Annotated in this window: 14 protein-coding genes; 7 read left to right on the top strand and 7 right to left on the bottom strand. The window is 53.1% G+C overall.

Annotated features, from left to right (window positions below; genetic code table 11):
- Positions 1 to 51: 51 nt before the first annotated feature.
- Together HYE77_RS32655 and HYE77_RS22300 are read right to left on the bottom strand one after the other, a co-directional pair.
- Positions 52 to 654 (bottom strand): HNH endonuclease, encoded by a 603-nt coding sequence (locus HYE77_RS32655; protein WP_371321563.1) that lies wholly within the window; start codon positions 652 to 654, stop codon positions 52 to 54.
- 254 nt (positions 655 to 908) lie between these two features.
- The gene (locus HYE77_RS22300) at positions 909 to 2,450 is read right to left on the bottom strand and encodes an AAA family ATPase (protein WP_177069363.1); all 1,542 of its coding nucleotides are present in this window, start codon (positions 2,448 to 2,450) and stop codon (positions 909 to 911) included.
- A gap of 196 nt (positions 2,451 to 2,646) precedes the next feature.
- Here HYE77_RS22300 and HYE77_RS22295 point away from each other — a divergent pair, with 196 nt between their 5' ends.
- Complete coding sequence (locus tag HYE77_RS22295) at positions 2,647 to 4,944, top strand: AAA family ATPase (protein WP_177069362.1); 2,298 nt, start codon at positions 2,647 to 2,649, stop codon at positions 4,942 to 4,944.
- Positions 4,941 to 6,815 (top strand): UvrD-helicase domain-containing protein, encoded by a 1,875-nt coding sequence (locus tag HYE77_RS22290; protein ID WP_177069361.1) that lies wholly within the window; start codon positions 4,941 to 4,943, stop codon positions 6,813 to 6,815. Before HYE77_RS22295 ends, HYE77_RS22290 begins: the two co-directional genes overlap by 4 nt.
- Before the next feature lie 109 nt (positions 6,816 to 6,924).
- Here the strand turns inward: HYE77_RS22290 and HYE77_RS22285 are convergent, their stop codons facing one another.
- Positions 6,925 to 7,341, bottom strand: coding sequence for an HAD family hydrolase (locus HYE77_RS22285; protein WP_177069360.1), 417 nt, complete (start codon positions 7,339 to 7,341; stop codon positions 6,925 to 6,927).
- A gap of 650 nt (positions 7,342 to 7,991) precedes the next feature.
- Here HYE77_RS22285 and HYE77_RS22280 point away from each other — a divergent pair.
- The 3 genes from HYE77_RS22280 (at position 7,992) to HYE77_RS22270 (ending at position 10,458) form a co-directional block, all read left to right on the top strand.
- A complete protein-coding gene (locus HYE77_RS22280) occupies positions 7,992 to 8,831 on the top strand; it encodes an AraC family transcriptional regulator (RefSeq protein WP_177069359.1) in 840 nt (279 codons plus the stop codon).
- 66 nt (positions 8,832 to 8,897) lie between these two features.
- Complete coding sequence (locus tag HYE77_RS22275) at positions 8,898 to 9,476, top strand: LysE family translocator (RefSeq protein WP_177069358.1); 579 nt, start codon at positions 8,898 to 8,900, stop codon at positions 9,474 to 9,476.
- Between the two features lie 217 nt (positions 9,477 to 9,693).
- Positions 9,694 to 10,458 (top strand): hypothetical protein, encoded by a 765-nt coding sequence (locus HYE77_RS22270; protein ID WP_177069357.1) that lies wholly within the window; start codon positions 9,694 to 9,696, stop codon positions 10,456 to 10,458.
- Positions 10,459 to 10,721: 263 nt separating this feature from the next.
- Here HYE77_RS22270 and HYE77_RS22265 read toward each other — a convergent pair whose 3' ends face one another.
- The 4 genes from HYE77_RS22265 to HYE77_RS22250 form a co-directional block, all read right to left on the bottom strand.
- Positions 10,722 to 11,342 carry a tyrosine-type recombinase/integrase gene (locus HYE77_RS22265; RefSeq protein ID WP_177051056.1) on the bottom strand — a complete coding sequence of 207 codons (621 nt, stop codon included), beginning with the start codon at positions 11,340 to 11,342 and terminating at the stop codon, positions 10,722 to 10,724.
- 152 nt (positions 11,343 to 11,494) lie between these two features.
- Positions 11,495 to 12,334, bottom strand: a complete 840-nt coding sequence (locus HYE77_RS22260) for a hypothetical protein (RefSeq protein WP_177069356.1) — start codon at positions 12,332 to 12,334, stop codon at positions 11,495 to 11,497.
- 348 nt (positions 12,335 to 12,682) lie between these two features.
- Positions 12,683 to 13,918: a YcaO-like family protein gene (locus tag HYE77_RS22255; RefSeq protein ID WP_177069355.1), complete on the bottom strand. Its 1,236-nt coding sequence runs from the start codon at positions 13,916 to 13,918 to the stop codon at positions 12,683 to 12,685.
- A 6-nt stretch (positions 13,919 to 13,924) separates the two neighbouring features.
- Positions 13,925 to 14,155, bottom strand: a complete 231-nt coding sequence (locus HYE77_RS22250) for a hypothetical protein (RefSeq protein ID WP_177069354.1) — start codon at positions 14,153 to 14,155, stop codon at positions 13,925 to 13,927.
- Between the two features lie 613 nt (positions 14,156 to 14,768).
- Here HYE77_RS22250 and HYE77_RS22245 point away from each other — a divergent pair.
- Complete coding sequence (locus HYE77_RS22245) at positions 14,769 to 15,542, top strand: hypothetical protein (protein WP_177069353.1); 774 nt, start codon at positions 14,769 to 14,771, stop codon at positions 15,540 to 15,542.
- Positions 15,543 to 15,703: 161 nt separating this feature from the next.
- Positions 15,704 to 16,201 (top strand): hypothetical protein, encoded by a 498-nt coding sequence (locus HYE77_RS22240; RefSeq protein WP_177069352.1) that lies wholly within the window; start codon positions 15,704 to 15,706, stop codon positions 16,199 to 16,201.
- The last annotated feature ends 22 nt before the right edge of the window (positions 16,202 to 16,223 follow it).

The raw sequence follows: 16,223 nt of genomic DNA, 5'->3' as shown, positions 1-16,223 counted from the left end.
CAAGAAATGCCTACAGATGAGTGCCCCCATCCCCCCTTCTAGGCTAACCCGTTAACGAAATTCTGCATTGCAAAACCACGGGTCATCCGCCAAGGCCTCGTAGAGCACCTTCTTCCATCCATTTACCAGCAGGTCATCGGCGCTGGCGGCTGAACGGAGGAAGTCAGCAAAAGCACCAAGAGGCTGTCGGGTAAAGTAAAGGGTATGCATATCCATTAGAAAGCCGACTTCTGTGCCTGCCTGGATGCTGTAGCGCTTGGCGATGCCAAACAATTCGAAATGGTTGGCTGCCCGTGCTCTGTCCTCCTCCGACCAGTTTTCCGGTGGATTAACGGAGTAAGTAATCGTGCAGGGCGCGGTGTGGGTCACGGAAACACTGATCCACCGCTCTTCGAAAAACTGCCGCTTGTCCAGGTATGGATGAAGCAATTGCTGGTGCGGGTGGTCGACCAGGGGGTTGCGCTTGTCAGTATTGCAATCGCGACAAGCTGGGATCAGGTTGTGGGGGACAATTGCCAGCTTTGGATAATTGGCTTTCGGCAAATAATGATCCAGTGTTCGTGGTTGCCCTATCCCACCACACGTAGGGCAGTGATCACCGGCAGCAACCAAGATGGCGTCGTAGAGTGCTCGACCAGGCTCCCTCTGCACCATGTAATATTCATACAAGTTGACCAATTCGCTTTTCCGAATGTCATCGACAACGAAGGGATCCTCCCCTCGCCCCACCCTTAAAGAAGGTAGCTGCCAGGTGGATCCTACGGATGCTCGCTCAATGAACTCGGCAGCGTTGGTTCTTATACTTGGAAGGATACCTCTCATCCTTTCTCTCTGTTGATCATCGATGATCGCGGAGGTACAGGTCAGAAACGCGTCCTCAGGAGAGCAGTCGGGGCCCGTGAGGTGCTTCATACTTGCCCCTCAGAATCACGTTCAGCGATAAGCGCTCTAAGAATTGCCTGGGCCTCAAGCCCCAGTCTGCCACCGAATTTTCGTAGGATGGCATCAAAACTATGCCCCTCGGCGGCTTCTGCAGCAAGCAGGGTGTGAAAGCCGGAAGACGCCACCTCCAAGCCAAAAACTTCCCGAGTCAGAATTCCTACATTCTCGCCGAACGTCTCAACTGTTGGTCGTTGTGCGGCGGCTACCAGGTGAGAACGATGAATTTTCCATACGCATGAGGCGGGTATTTCCTGAAGCACCACAGGAGAATGGGTGGCCACGATCGCTACACCGTTACGATCAAGGAGCAATTCACTCAACGCCCGGATTAGGGCCGATAGAAGCGGCGGATGCAGATGGCTTTCGGGCTCATCCATTAAAACGAGAGTTTTTTCCTCGACCCGCTCTACAAGCTTTGTGATCGTCAACAAAACGATGGAATGGCCAGAGCTGAGATTAGAAAAAATCTCGTTAGCTGCGGTCATCCATTCCTCGCCACTCAAGGACAGCAGCCTGTCGAATCCCAAACCTGCGAAATTCTCATCAGACTGCAGGGTTTTGACGGCTTGCCTCCAACGATTACGCTTATACGTATCTCGTAGACAACCTCTCATCCCTTCAATGAAGTCAGATTTCAAGACATCACGACGCTTCAACTCATGCCACGCGTCTCCACCTTTTGACTTCAATCCGACGTAGAAAAAGCAGGTGCCCTTAGCGGGGTCAGGCTGCTCTGGTGGCGGGTCGAAAGGGTCGAACGCGCTAAACGATACGAGCAACACGCTGCTAAAAAAGTCAGGGGCAATGATCGCCCGTTGTTGGCCCCAAAACTGAACCTGATGGATCGCATCCGCACCAGTGTGGCCCTCATGGATGGCTTTGATGATGCCATTCAAGATAGTGGTTTTCCCGATGCCATTGCGCCCGATTAGCGCATGGACATTCGTCAGGGGCGTTGAGTCAACGTTTACGTCGAAGCTCAACTCAATTCCCGCAGTAGAGTTGTCAGCCTGCTTCGTGTAAACGAAAGAAAAGTTTGTCCGGACGGCGCCACCCAGAAGGACTCGCGCAAACTGGTTCTTTACGCTGGTCAAGCTGACATCCCGCAGCAAAGAGACTGAGAGCACTGGCTCGTCCTTTATCGCTTCGAGGATTTCAGGATTGGCAACGATGTCGTTCATCGCTGGAAGGAAGCTGAACCGCAGATCCCCAGAAGACGAATTGGCGATTTTTTGGTAGTACTCGACACCAGTGCCCAGTGAGAAAAAGCCTTCAGGAAGGTTTTGGAAAGTGTCGGGAAGCTTGGAGCGCGTCGTAGTGGCGGTGTCCTGCCCTTTGAACCCTATTTTGACGTTTTGAAGGTCGTGGGCCTCGCCGACTTCGTCGTATACGAGCACATGGAACATCGTGACAAAGCTGTGATCGTTCCAGCGGTCAAATTTGAGATACGCCGTGCTGATCTTCCCGCTCGGGAATTTGTCATCCCTGCCTATGATATGGAATTCCATTCTTCCCTGTTCCTGAGGAGCACGAGGCTCAGCGACTGACTTGGATGCCGCCTATGTTGGCACTTCGTCTCCGGAACTACAAACCAGTGAGCATTAGCCAGTGGATTGAGCTTGGTGCCCTTTCTACTAGTCGTCAGCTACAGTTCCATGACCTAGCAGTGGCTCACGGCCATCGCCTTATCTCAGGGAGGATCCCATGCGCATCCAGCATCTGGAGCTTGCGAATTTCCGTAAGCTTAAATCCGTTAGAATCGACTTGGCGGCCGAAACCACCCTTCTGGTGGGCGCCAACAACAGCGGCAAATCATCAGCAATGCTGGCACTACGCAAATTCCTGGTTAAGCCGACGACGTTCCGGCTGCAGGATCTCACTCTTTGCCATATCGCTACGCTCGATGCGATTGGCCAGGAGTGGGAACAGGCCGATGACAGCTTCGCTATTCCAGCATCCAACGCGTGGGCTGAGTGGCTGCCAACCTTGGACGTTTGGATACGAGCAGCTCAGGGCGAGCTCCACCACATCCGCGACCTGATTCCCAATTTCTCCTGGTCAGGCGGCATGGTGGGTATGCGATTTCGGCTAGAGCCTGATGATCTTCCAACGCTCTACTACGACTATCGAAAAGAACGGGAACGGGTCGCTACGCTGCTGCAGGAAATTGAAAATCAAGCTGCGGATGGCCAGGTGCGCCCGACCCTCCAATTATGGCCGCAGAACCTGCATGACTACCTCAACCGGCGCTTGGCCAAGGCGTTCAAAGTGCGATGGTACCGCCTTGATCCAGATAAGCTTTCGCCACCTAACGCAGAAACCAGGACTGCCAATCTTCAGCCGCTGAGTGATACGGCAATCCCGCTGGAGCGGAATCCCCTGCTTAACCTGATCAGAGTTCACGAGATCAATGCGCAGCGCGGTTTCGGGGACAGCGCCGATGAGGGACAAGACGAAAGCAAACCCGGAAGCGGCAGGAAGCTTTCTGAACAATTACGCGCGTATTATCGTCGCCACCTTGACCCCGGTGATAGCCCGGATGTGCATGACCTGGAGGCCCTGCGGGCGATTGAAGCGGCTCAAAGTGCCTTCGACAGCAGGCTCACTGTCAGCTTTGCGCCAGCACTCAGAGAGGTCGCAGGCCTCGGTTACCCGAACAACAGCGATCCGAACATCAAAGTCGCAACTCGTCTCGGGCCAACAGACGGAATGGATCATGAGGCCGCTGTACTATTTGAGTTGGACTCTGTCGCAGGAGCACCAGGGGAACCTCGCCTGAGCCTCCCCGAGACATCCAATGGCCTTGGCTACCAAAACCTGATTTCCATGATATTCCGTCTCATGGCGTTTCGAGATGACTGGCTTAGGAAATCTCGTACCCCTGAGGAGCGCAGCGCCGCCAACGTTGAGCCAATCCATCTAGTACTGGTCGAAGAGCCCGAGGCACACCTGCACGTTCAAGTGCAGCAAGCCTTCATCAAGCATGCGTACCACGTGCTGTGCAACGATCCTCTGCTTGAGGAGTTTCCAAACCTGAGAAGTCAGCTGGTTGTGAGTTCCCATTCAAGCCATGTCGCACATGAAATCGAGTACGAGCACCTTCGTTACTTTCGGCGCCTCCCATCCGGGATGGCGAATATCCCCATACCCGTATCCACCGTCTCAAACCTGAGCACGGTGTTTGGCCAGCGCGGGAAGACCAAGGAATTCGTCACACGATACCTCCGGGCGCATCATGCCGATCTTTTCTTCGCTGACGCGGTAATCCTGGTCGAAGGCGCAGCGGAGCGCATGATTCTTCCCCATTTCCTGCGCCAGCACTTCAAGTTTCTCGACCAGTGCTACATCACTATTCTCGACATCGGCGGAAGTCATGCTCATCGCCTCAGGCCACTAATTGATGCCCTGGGGATTGCGACCTTGGTAATCACAGACCTGGACGCAGGAAAAGCCAAGGCGGCACAGCCTGTTGCTCGCGGGGCCGGGCAAGTCACGAATAACCCTACCGTCCGCCACTGGATGCGCGTGGTTGGACGTGGTCATGATGTGGATACATTGCTAGACCTTCCGGCCGAGCAGAAGGTGGAAGAGATCGATGCGCTCTATTCGATCAGAATCGCCTACCAAACCCCTATCACCATTCGTCTACCAAAAACCGGAGCACAAGCCGAGGCCTTGCCCAATACATTTGAGGACAGCCTGGTATTGAGTAACGTCGAGCAATTTGCTGGAAAATCACGTCGCGGGCTGATGCGTGCGTTCAGCGAGGCCATCCAGACCGCCGACACGACTCATGTACTGGCTGAAGCGTTGTTCGAGAAGCTGCGTACAGGCGACAAGGCTGAGTTCGCCCTGGAGATCCTGGGCGATCCAGAATTCAGTCAACTCGTGGTTCCCAGTTACATCCATGAAGGGCTGACCTGGCTGCAGTCGAAGCTGGAGCTCAAACGCAAAGACCTTCTGGTGGTTCCACCCGCAATCGTCGAGGTGACAGAAGAATGAGTCCGTCAGCGCCGGAGCGCGATAACCCCATTCGTGATGCTGACGACATTATCCGAGAATGCCTGGATCTGGATCACCCACGAAGTTTTTTCCTCTACGCTGGCGCGGGGTCTGGGAAAACCCATTCTCTGGTCACCGCTGTCAGGGAGCTGAAATCGCGCGCGCACAAGAGACTGACCTTCGAAGGACGTCAGGTTGCGATCATTACCTACACCAACGCAGCATGTGAGGAGATTTCTCGCCGGTTGGAGCACGATCCCTTGGTGGTCGTTTCAACCATCCACGCATTTTCATGGCGAATGATCCAAGGTTTCAATGACGACATCCGCGAGTGGCTTCGCACCAAGCTCGCTGAAAGTATCGAGGAACTCAAAGACAAACTCGCAAAAGCTCGGGATCCCAACAACAAAACCGCTCGCGCCAATCGTGCATCGCTAGAGAGTAAAACACGCCGGCTTGCTGCGTTAGATGAGGTTTTTAGCTTCACCTACAGCCCCACCGGAGAAAATCGGGGACGCCAAGCCTTGAATCACGCCGAGGTCATTCAGATGGCGGCTGCATTTATCCAGCGTCCGCCTTTGCTGGACGTGATGGCCGATCAGCACCCTGTACTTCTAATTGACGAAAGCCAGGATACCTACGGCCCTCTCATGGACGCGTTCCTGACCGCTCAATCGCTAATCCCGAATCGGTTTTGTCTTGGGCTTTTGGGCGACACCATGCAGCGGATTTACAACGATGGTAAAGAGCAATTGGAACAGGCAATACCGGCCGGTTGGGCCACTCCCGAAAAGCCAGTAAATAGAAGGTGTCCAACGAGGGTAGTGGAGCTCATCAACGTCATCCGCAGCGCCGCCGATGATCATCAACAGGCTCCAAAGCCTGGTGCGATTCAAGGGGCAGTGCGCATGTTCTGTACCCGGCAACCTGCAAATGGCGGCTTTGAGTTGGAGAGCCAGATTGCTGAACGAATGGCACAAATTACGGGCGATGAGCAGTGGGCAGCAGGAGCATCTGAGCGAAAAACACTGATACTTGAGCACAAAATGGCCGGCCGGCGCCTAGGATTTGAGGGCATTTTTACGCCTCTTTACGCAGTTGAGCACCTGCGTACCAGCCTGCTGGATGGAACGCTGCCGATTCTCAAATTGTTCTTTGACGGGGTCATGCCGATTTTGGACGGCGCCAGGAACAGCGAATTCGCGCTCATGGAAGCTGTGCGGAAGAGATCACCTCTCCTCCACAGTGAGCACATGAAAGCGGCCCCTGATCAGTTGGGGTTACTTCAACAAGTCGGTGCCGGTTGCCAAACTTTGTGCGATTTGGTTGCAGGTGATGATCCGTCTTTGGCCGATGTCGTGTTGGTGCTGGCGCAAACAGGTCTGCTTGAAATACCCGATCGTCTCGCAGCTGCCCTGGAGCAGGGTGTGACTGATGAAGAACCGCCTGAGACAGTTGATCGTGAAGCACTTGAAGTGCACGCCTACCGCATCCTCTTGGGGCGCCGATATTCTGAAATGGTCGCATTCGCTGGATACGCTCAGGGCTTGTCACCCTTCGATACTCACCAGGGTGTCAAAGGCTTGGAGTTTCCACTAGTCATGGTGATTCTCAATGATGAAGAGGCCGGAGGGTTCCTTTTCAGCTACGAAAAACTATTGGGCGTTAAGGCTCCGTCCGACAGTGATATCAAAAATCAGCGCGCTGGAAAGGATGATGCGCTATCCCGAACGCGCCGCCTGCTTTACGTCACCTGCAGCCGGGCAGAGAAAAGCCTGGCGATTGTGGTTTATACAGCTCAACCGGAAATCGCCAAAGAGCGCGTAGTCGAGGCTCGTTGGCTCGCAGCAGACGAGATAGAGATCATCTGAACCGCTAGGCTGGGCCCTCTCCGCCTCGCGCCCCCCGATGCCTTAGCGGAGAGTGCTGGCCGTTGACGGGCCCAGCCCACGGAGTTTTGTCCACGCCTTGTATCTCAAATCAATGGCTGTTGTTCAGGACAACCATCTCAGCGAAATGCAGCAAGCTGGTCATCTGCCCGCCTCCCCTACGATCAAGGTGGTGGCCCGTGATGCCCAAGGCCGTTGGGCCATCACGATCACATCGGATGGAGTCCCCAATCATGTGCACCACTTCGCCGGATCTGAACGCGCCACTCGGGATAGCACTCAGCTGATCACACGCCCAGTTGTACATCTGAGGCTCGTGCTTGAGGATGCCCAATTGATAGCTGTATGCGTAGACATCAAGGTTGGGGAACAGGCTACTTACTACTGCACCATAGGGCTGAGCGAGATTGGAGCATACAGCGATGGCCACGCTATGTTTCTGCAGCAACTCGATGCCGGCCAAGTCATCCGCGAAGGGTTCCACGCTTGCCAAATCGGTATCCAGCACTGCTTGGAGCTCAGCCAGACGGCCCTGAGGCAGATGGATACCTAGTGCTCCGCCGCACCCTCAAGACCGCAATTCAGCGTCATTACGAGGCGGGCATCATTCGGCGTGGGACGTCTTCCTTGGCGAAGCCCCTCCTTGAACAACAGGCGATAAGGTTGAACCGGTGCCTGGCTGTAAAGGATTGTTCCGAACGCATCCAAAATCACTGCTTTGACCGTCATGATGTCCCCGACTTAGGATCAGGCTCCAAGCTTAATACGGGTGCCAGTGGTGCGGATTTGTGAACCGAGGCTTTGGATGCGAAAAAGCACCTGACTTGACCAAGCGTTTGCATCGCATTTGACCACCTGTTTTCATTCGACTTGACCAGCCATTTAGATTGGATGTGACCAGCGCACGGATACGCCTTGACCGCCATGAATCGACCCATAGCAGCCCTTCAAAAAGATAGCTAACGGCCAAAAGCGGAAACTCGGCCCGTGCTGCGTCAGGCCAAGATAGTAAGCAGGACACTACATAAGGCGTATTGGGAAATTCAGACTCTGTACGAAAAAGCAGGTTATCGTCGTCTGCTTCACGCTGCACAAACCTTCTAGCCTTGGCCGGTCGCTTGTGGATTACTGGCCGTTGACCACCACCGTATTCAAACCATGAGCAAATGGATCGACCTTGCCCTCGACCGGGAAACCGGCATTGAAACCTTGCATGCGCATTTCGCGGGGCACAAGCATGCCTATGATCCGCACTGGCACGAAACCTACCTGATCGGCTTCACCGAGCAAGGCGTGCAGCGTTTCAACAGCCGCAAGATGCGGCACGACAGTACACCGGGTAAGGTCTTCATGCTTGAACCGGGCGACATCCACGATGGCGATGCGCCAAGTCCTGACGGATTCACCTACCGAATGCTGTATTTGCAACCGGCGTGGCTCGAACAAGCCCTTGATGACCTGCAACTGCCTGGTCGCGAGGCTGGATTGCCGAGCATTGGCAGCGTGCTGAACGACGATCCCGAGTTGGCTCGGGCCACCTTGTTCGCGTTTAATGCGCTGCATAAACAGGACGTACGCATGGTTCGTGATGTGGCACTGGATATGTTGCTGGAACGGCTGGCGGCTCATTTGTATCTCCGGCCTCAACCCGCCATCGTATCCCGCGCCCCAATGATTGCTCGACAGGCGCGCGATTACCTGATGGCTTACCATGAACAGGATGTTAGCCTTCATACCCTGGCTGAAGTCTGCGGCACCGACCGTTTCCGCCTGACCCGCGCTTTCAAAGCTGCCTATGGACTAGCGCCCCACGCTTGGTTAATCCAGTTGCGCCTCAGCCGAGGTCGTCAGATGCTCGCTGCGGGGATGCAGCCTGTGCAAGTCGCCAGCCGGCTTGGTTTTTCCGACCAAAGTCATCTGGGTCGCTGGTTCGTACGTGCCTATGGCATCACGCCGGGCGCATATCAGCAACGGACGGTTGGCGCGAATCGGCGCTGAACAAACGTACAAGACCGCCACACCCATACCCGACACAGTAAGCCTTTGATTATATAAGGGCCTACCATGCTTGCGTTTATTCTCTTTGCCTTCGTCGCCTCAATAACCCCGGGGCCGACCAATCTAATCGTCCTCAGCACGAGCGCCCGGCGCGGCTGGCGGTCATGCCCGCCGATAATCCTCGGCGCTGGGGTCGGTGCAGCTTCATTAGTGTGGGTTGCAGGCGCGGGTGCAAGCACGCTGATGCTGCCCGGCGTACGTCCGGCGATCAGTGTTTTTGGTTTGTGCTGGATGCTATGGCTGGCGTGGCAAATTTTCAACGCCCCTGTGACCGCCATCGACACGCAGACGGGAGAGACAACGCCTGAGCTGGGCTTGCTCGGCGCAGCCTTGTTGCAATGGGTGAACCCCAAGTCGTGGTTCATGGCGATTGCCGTGATCAGCGTGTTTACCGCACAAGGGCTGGGCCTGAATGCGTTGTGCTTGGCGTTCTTTCTGGTGTCGTTGCCATCCTTGGCGATCTGGGCGTTGTTGGGTCGCAGCGCGGCGCGCTGGCTCAGCAATCCAACGCAGTTGCAATGGCTGAACCGGATTCTGGCGGTGCTGTTAGTGATTTCATCGGCGACTACGCTGTTGCATGGATGACATGGTTATTCCTCCTCTGTGTTGGACGTGACCGTGGCGTCTTTCCTAAGGTTTCGGCACAGCGCAGGAGAGCAGTTAACGGCCAAAATCGGACAGTGATAGAAAAATAAATCTGTCGCCTTTCGATCGTCTTTTTTGGCTGTGGGTTGTCAGCAGTGGCAATTGCGGGCAACGTTGTACCGCTCGGTTATCACGACTTTAAAAATAAGGATGGGTCATGAAACTCAAGGAATGGGCTCAACTCGAGGCCCTTTATAAAATCAGTCGTAAACAACCCAATAAACACATATTCAAACTCCACAATGCTCGCAAGTTATGGCCAATGTGGTCAGCTGTAGGGTCAACCGCATTGCTTTTTGTGTTCGCAATGTTCGGCATCAAGAACCCTACGCTAATTCCTTACACCTACATGGCACTGGCTCCTTGGGCTCTTCTGCTCTATGTCACGCGCCTTAAGGCATTGCGCATGGTTTACCCGCAGCAGTTTGCAGATCACGCGATTGACCAGCAGCCGAGCCTTGAACGGGAAAACACCCTTTGTTATGCCTTCTTTCTGGAGGGATTGCGCAAGGAGGGCTACACGGTAGAGAAACTACGCGAGTTGTCAGCTTATGCGGGCCTGACCGGAAAACCCGCCAGGCCTGCTTTATCCCAGAACCTGAGTTTCGCCTCTCTGATCGCCCTGATGATCGCGTTGTGCACGGAAATTATTAAAGCCACGCCTTTGTTCACATGGGGCAAGGGCTCGGTGATCGTGGTGCTGGGTATGGGCGCACTGTTCTTAAACTGGCTGGTACTGGACGGTATTCGCAGCGTTTCCTATGAGCGGATGTGCATAAAACGCTATGTCGAAATGGCCGTTTTCGACTTGGGTGAACTTCTTGAGAAGACCGACGAGGTACCTGTGGAGCAGCAGCTACCGGTGGTGTTGAGCATCGCAGAACGAGACAGTAGCGTCAGCCCTGTCGCTGATTTGTCCTAGCTTTTTGGCTGCGAGGTAGATGCAGAGCTTTCAAGGTATTTAGGTAGAACAGGCAATAAGTAACCTGTGGCGAGCGGGCTTGTCCCGCGTTGGGTTGCGAAGCAGCCCCAAAAAACCAGCAGTCGAAGAGTGCCTGAGTCACCGCATTCTTTCTTTTGGGGTCGCTTCGCAACCCAACGAAAAGGGGACAGATTTATTTACCGCTCATCAGTCCGCTTCTGGCCGGTTAGCGACGGCCTGACCTCGACCGTCGCTATACATGGTCAAACCTCAGTCTGTTCTGCCATCTCCAAGGCGTCATCGACCTCAATCCCCAGATATCGAACAGTGCTCTCCAGCTTCGTATGGCCGAGCAGCAACTGAACCGCCCGTAAGTTTTTCGTTCTGCGATAGATTAGTGATGCTTTCGTACGTCTCATTGTGTGAGTGCCATACATGGCTGGATCAAGGCCAACGGCTTTCACCCAGCCTTTGACGATACGAGCGTATTGACGAGTGGATAAATGGTCTGAGGTATGCAGCCGGCTAGGGAAAAGGCAGTCCTCGCTGCGTAGCTGGGCTTGATGTATCCAAGCCGCGAGAGCAGACCGTGTTTGCTCAGTGATCTCAAACTGCACAGGCCGCTGCGTTTTCTGCTGCATCACCATGGATCGTGATGATACGTGCTCGCCATGAGCGACATCGCGCACGCGGAGCTTGGTTAAATCGCAGGCTCGAAGCTTGCTGTCGATGGCCAGATCGAAGAGAGCCAGATCTCGGGCTCTTTCCGCAATTTGAAGCCTTACTCGGATGGCCCAGATATCTCTCAGTCGGAGTGGGGTTTTCTGCCCGACCAGTTTTCCTTTGTTCCAGGGCTGACGGCTGCAGGTAGCGATGATGTTCATGACAAGTCCTCCACGTGTGGAAGGACAAGGATGGCTAATAGCAGCAACGGTCGCTAACCGGCCAATAGCAGACACTGGATAAATTTGGGTAAGGGTCTGGCTTTAGGCCATCTCTATTGAGCGAAGAGACGATTTTGAATACCAGCTGGTCGTCAATTACCTAGTTCCAATTCTCTCTGTAGCTCACTCAAAATAGTTGAAGAGTTGATCACAACGTGATCACTGACAACCGGTTCCGCACCATGAATTATCGAGTTGCGAAGAGTTATTAGAGCCCGGATTTCTCTATATAGCGACTCGCTAATTTTTTCGTTTCGGAAAAGCATTTCGGTTAGTTTTGCATTGGAAACATATCGGCGAGGTCGGTTGGTGTATTTTATTGAAGATGTTGCTTGATATATTGATCCGTACTTGGCGATAATTTCCTCGATTTGATTGTAGTTTTTCAAGAACTCTTCAAGGCTTCCTTTGTTCGCTTCCTCTCTTGAAGGGTCAACCTGACTCTGAAGCTTCCTGCTTTCTCTTTCAATTCGTTTGGGAGATATGACCTCAAAAATAAAATAGGTCACAGCCAGTAATGTTATTACAAATGCGGACTGAGCTGAATTTATAATTATCGTACTAAATGATGTTCCCGCACCCTCGTATGATATAGCCAGGTTTGAGAGTAGCAAGGTAACGACGGAAGATAGAGTTACAAATAGCAACAAAGTAAAATATCTACTTTTAAGGCTCTCTACAGCCTCAACCAAAGTTTCATCTTCAATCTCTTCACGACTTAGCTCATTGCGGAAAAATATGAAGCCCGTGAGAGTTAATCCATAGACGCCGGCTAAAACTTGTGCTGAAGTTGAAAATAGATAAAGAATTTGATTTTCGTTTAGTATCAGAATTGGGCTGCTTGCACCTACGTAGCTTGTAGTTGCCGCCATAAAAGTAAAAGCAATACCGAAAAAGCCGATAATTTTTGTGGGTGCCCAGTAATTTTGCATTTGACTCTACTGTTAATTTGGCGATTAGGTGGGTAATTTTTGCGTCATTTTTTCTAGTGCCGCTTGTTGTTCTTGCTTCACTCCTTAATCCACGTGAGTGTCGTGCTAGCAAATTCGACATATCGCGGGGAGGCAACGGGGTGTGACTTCTGCGCACATTACGGAGTTACCGAATCGGTGTCTACGACCAGTCTACGGTTTTGAGCTCAGCTCCTCGTCACCGGCAGCTATTGGTGCTGACAACTGATCGCTCCTGACCGATGGCTGTCGATCGTCAAGGCCTGACACAGACAAAAGCAAGTATGCACTCTGGGCAGAGTTTATTTACTACCTCAAGAACCCGGTGCTTCACATGCTTTCGAGCGCTAGAGCGCCCCGGCCACCTGGAGCAAGTATCAAGCCCTCCGATACCAAGAAAAATCGCTCCAAAGAGGGAGCTACAACTTGTGTCACGCACACCGTACTGTCGTGGAGGGTTCGCGAGTAGACTGTTACTCCTACAGAGGACAACCTTTCAATGACATAGCTTGTCTGCCCCTCTAGGGTATCGCAAAGCTCGCTGCGGTCATGCTTCATCAGATCAACAGCGACAACCGACACCGAGCCACCTCGATAGCTAAAGATTCCGTACTCGAGAAGACACCGCTGATACTTGGTCAGCCGCTGACCATGAAGCTCTCGCGCCAACGGCGCGCGATCCATTTCGAAGCTATAAACGTGGAATCCCTGCACGGCCTCAAGAACAGCTCTCTCGATGCCATAGGCCACCGAAAGAGACGAGCCGCTGCCGAAATATGTTTCATACGGCGGTTCCAGCTGTCTGATCTCTGCAAGACACGACGGGATTCCGATATCGCTGGTCATGTCGTATAGTCTGAGCGTCGCCCGGGCCTCGTTCTCCGCCAACACGCAAATTTCCTTTAACTCCTGTGGAAGTGTGTCGATATCTATTATGCGCACGGGGTCTGCATTAGCCTTGAAGACAGTACGTAAAAGTTTTGTACTGAGAGCGTCTCGTTCAATGAGCTCCAGCAAACCATGAAGAATGGCTTCGCTCTTGCTCACACCGCTGGCCGTGCCGGAGTTAGTGCTGTAACGCCTTAAGCGGGCGCTCCCGAGGAAAGCCTCTTCAATCGAGTTTTCTGAACGAAACTTCGGATGCGTCAAAAACGCTGGATATTGAATAGCCTGACTATCACTCAGGCCTTCGAAGTGAATTCGACTTAATGGTACATCGTCAATTTCAGGATAGAGCTCTAATCTTGGGCTACCAAAATAGAACGCTGCATCGGAGCTGGAGCGATCGAGTGGTGCAATATTCGAGCGCCTAATAACCCGATCAAGCTCATATTGATAATGCTCGATGGCTTCAAACAGCGCAGAAGCCGTTGACTGGCGACCAATCCCTTTACCTTTCCCCACGTACGACTTGCCGTACCTATCGGTAAGTGTGCAGACGGTGGATTTAAGCAGATCGCCATACTCGATTATAGCAATCTCAAGCGATTGTTCGGCGCAAGACCTTGTCGCCAGCGCTAAAGCTATTTCAACCTTAACGCTACGCTCCATCTGAAAGCTCGACATCGCCGCTTAATCATCCTGGCCCGCAGAGCTAAGCTTCAACACCTCAATAATTTCAGGCACGTTAGACTGCGGTACTTCGAAGGTTTTGACGCTCGATCCCTCTATGATTACAGTGAACTTCGGATATGTCCCATCTAAAACCTTTGCCTTCTCAATCGCTTCCAATATATCGTTGACGGCTTGGAATGCAATAACTTTGTAGGACTTGTCGTGGTCGAATTTAGTTGTTTTTCCCATAACTTTATCCTCAATGCTCTATGCGAGCTCGTTGTAGGAGGAGAATTGCACCGCCGTGTTGACATTCGAGTTACCCCCGATTGAACAAGCCAGCGAGGTGTAACTATAGCGGATCTCATGCCTTATTCCAGTCTGATTCGGCAGGCTGGCTACTCCTTCTGACGGGCCGCTTCTGGCCGAGGCTGTGTAAAAACGTTTTTGAGCGCGACAGGTACTCAAAACCGGACTTAAAGTCGCGCTTCTACGCGAAATCCACATCTGCTGACGTCCAGATAAATTTCAGATTTAACGTAGACGCGCGCACTTCAATCTTGGCGAAGCGTTTTTACACACTCTGGGCCGTTTCCTGCCGGTCAAGACGTAGCCGTGCGCTGGTCACATCCGATGCAAATGGCTGGTCAAGTCGAATGTAAACAGGTGGTCAAATCAGTGCAATTACCCATTTGGACGGCCAGCAGTGATTTATGGCGACTTGGAGTGACGTCAGTCCACCCTGTCGCCGGCGTGCCACGCTGAAACATGCTTTATTGCAGGGAATAGATTTCCGCTCCATCATCGGCGCGGAAGCGTTGAGTAATCTGCCTCGACGCACGACTGACCGCGAGTAGAGTCAATGAGCATTACGGATAGCGGCGCATTCATTCGAGAGGTCAAGAAGGCCCCTCAGATTTTCTACACCATTCACTACTCCTGCCAGAGCCTGTACGACGATAACGAAGGCCTCTCCCCCCGTATCACCTCCATTGCCATTACGCATTACGCTACCGGTCAGGCCGTTAGTTTCTCGACGCATTCCATCGCTGAAGAGCTTCGAATCGGGCGTGAGGACGTTCTCGGGAATTTCGACGCGGTAGAGCTCCAGTTGCTAACCGGTTTTTATCAGTTCGTCCGTGACAGGCGCGACAAGTACTGGGTGCACTGGAATATGCGAAACCTTACCTACGGATTCGAACACCTTGAGCACCGGTACCGAGCACTAGGCGGAAGAGATGCTTCCGTCATCCCCGTGGAGCGCCGGCTGAATTTGAATGACCTCCTGGCCGACCGCTATGGCTCTGGTTATGCGAATCACCCCAAAATGAAGTCCCTGATGGAGCTTAACGGTGGCATTCCCCGGCATTTCCTTGAGGGCAAAGAGGAGATCCAGGCCTTCGAGAACAAAGAGTTCATCAGGATGCACAACTCGACATTGTCAAAGGTAGGGTTTCTGAACTCCACCATCCGGAAAATGGTAACCGGAAAACTCAGAACTGCTTCAAGAGGCTTCGGCGTTGCGCTTGACCGTATTTTCGAAGGCAGATCAGCGAAAGCGATTGCCCTCGTCGGCGCGCTGATCGGGATTGGTGTTGGAGTTTGGCAGTGTATTCTCTGGTTCAAGGACGTTTAGCAAGCGTCCCAGGCTGCGACTTGTGCATAGTTGATGCACGGTTGTCATTTACAGAGTAGCCATTCTCGGGATCACCTAGGCTCCTGAAAACGCGCGCATCATGCATCGCTGAATGATCAGACAATTGCCGCCTACTGGAGGTGGCTAGGAATATGTAAACCATGAGCACTGATGCAGAATTCGACGCCATTAAAAGCCTAGGCCGCGTGGCCTTACCTCGTAGCAATACCTACCTGTTTCGTTTGGGTATTGCCTTGTACGGTTTTGCCTCGATCGCCAGTTTCATGGCCGAGGTTACCTGCCACCTTGATCCCACTTTGAACCGGACGAAGCTTGAGGAGCAGATGGGCGCAGGCTTGCTTAACGCCTTTCGAAAGGCAGTGGAGAAAGGGGCTCTGTCCTACCCCGATGTCGTCGCACCTGGACAATTGGCGGCTGACTTGTTTCAGGCGATGAACGCCGAACGCTCAGACATTGTCCATGCCTACCCCATCACCAATCCTGAGGGTGAGCAGATCCTCCATCGCCGCAAGGACGGTCAAGGCAAATACTTCGAAGTGACCGATGTGTTCCTGGACAGTTTCAACTCACGCTTGCACGAGGTAAGTCTGCAGCTTTACGCCATACGCAGAATCGTGAGGCCTGATCTGGGGGACTGAGCAGGCAATTACTGCTCACCCC

The organism is Pseudomonas sp. IPO3774 (assembly GCF_013386835.1).
In the GTDB taxonomy this organism is placed as follows: Bacteria; Pseudomonadota; Gammaproteobacteria; order Pseudomonadales; family Pseudomonadaceae; genus Aquipseudomonas.
Note: the sequence above shows the minus strand (reverse complement) of the source record. Positions and strands in the feature narration are given on the sequence as shown.

What these genes read in the sequence shown, in the direction of transcription:
- HYE77_RS32655 (WP_371321563.1), bottom strand. Translation starts at nt 654, where the DNA reads ATGGTGCAGAGGGAGCCTGGTCGAGCACTCTACGACGCCATCTTGGTT.
- HYE77_RS22300 (WP_177069363.1), bottom strand. Translation starts at nt 2,450, where the DNA reads ATGGAATTCCATATCATAGGCAGGGATGACAAATTCCCGAGCGGGAAG.
- HYE77_RS22295 (WP_177069362.1), top strand. Translation starts at nt 2,647, where the DNA reads ATGCGCATCCAGCATCTGGAGCTTGCGAATTTCCGTAAGCTTAAATCC.
- HYE77_RS22290 (WP_177069361.1), top strand. Translation starts at nt 4,941, where the DNA reads ATGAGTCCGTCAGCGCCGGAGCGCGATAACCCCATTCGTGATGCTGAC.
- HYE77_RS22280 (WP_177069359.1), top strand. Translation starts at nt 7,992, where the DNA reads ATGAGCAAATGGATCGACCTTGCCCTCGACCGGGAAACCGGCATTGAA.
- HYE77_RS22275 (WP_177069358.1), top strand. Translation starts at nt 8,898, where the DNA reads ATGCTTGCGTTTATTCTCTTTGCCTTCGTCGCCTCAATAACCCCGGGG.
- HYE77_RS22270 (WP_177069357.1), top strand. Translation starts at nt 9,694, where the DNA reads ATGAAACTCAAGGAATGGGCTCAACTCGAGGCCCTTTATAAAATCAGT.
- HYE77_RS22265 (WP_177051056.1), bottom strand. Translation starts at nt 11,342, where the DNA reads ATGAACATCATCGCTACCTGCAGCCGTCAGCCCTGGAACAAAGGAAAA.
- HYE77_RS22260 (WP_177069356.1), bottom strand. Translation starts at nt 12,334, where the DNA reads ATGCAAAATTACTGGGCACCCACAAAAATTATCGGCTTTTTCGGTATT.
- HYE77_RS22255 (WP_177069355.1), bottom strand. Translation starts at nt 13,918, where the DNA reads ATGTCGAGCTTTCAGATGGAGCGTAGCGTTAAGGTTGAAATAGCTTTA.
- HYE77_RS22250 (WP_177069354.1), bottom strand. Translation starts at nt 14,155, where the DNA reads ATGGGAAAAACAACTAAATTCGACCACGACAAGTCCTACAAAGTTATT.
- HYE77_RS22245 (WP_177069353.1), top strand. Translation starts at nt 14,769, where the DNA reads ATGAGCATTACGGATAGCGGCGCATTCATTCGAGAGGTCAAGAAGGCC.
- HYE77_RS22240 (WP_177069352.1), top strand. Translation starts at nt 15,704, where the DNA reads ATGAGCACTGATGCAGAATTCGACGCCATTAAAAGCCTAGGCCGCGTG.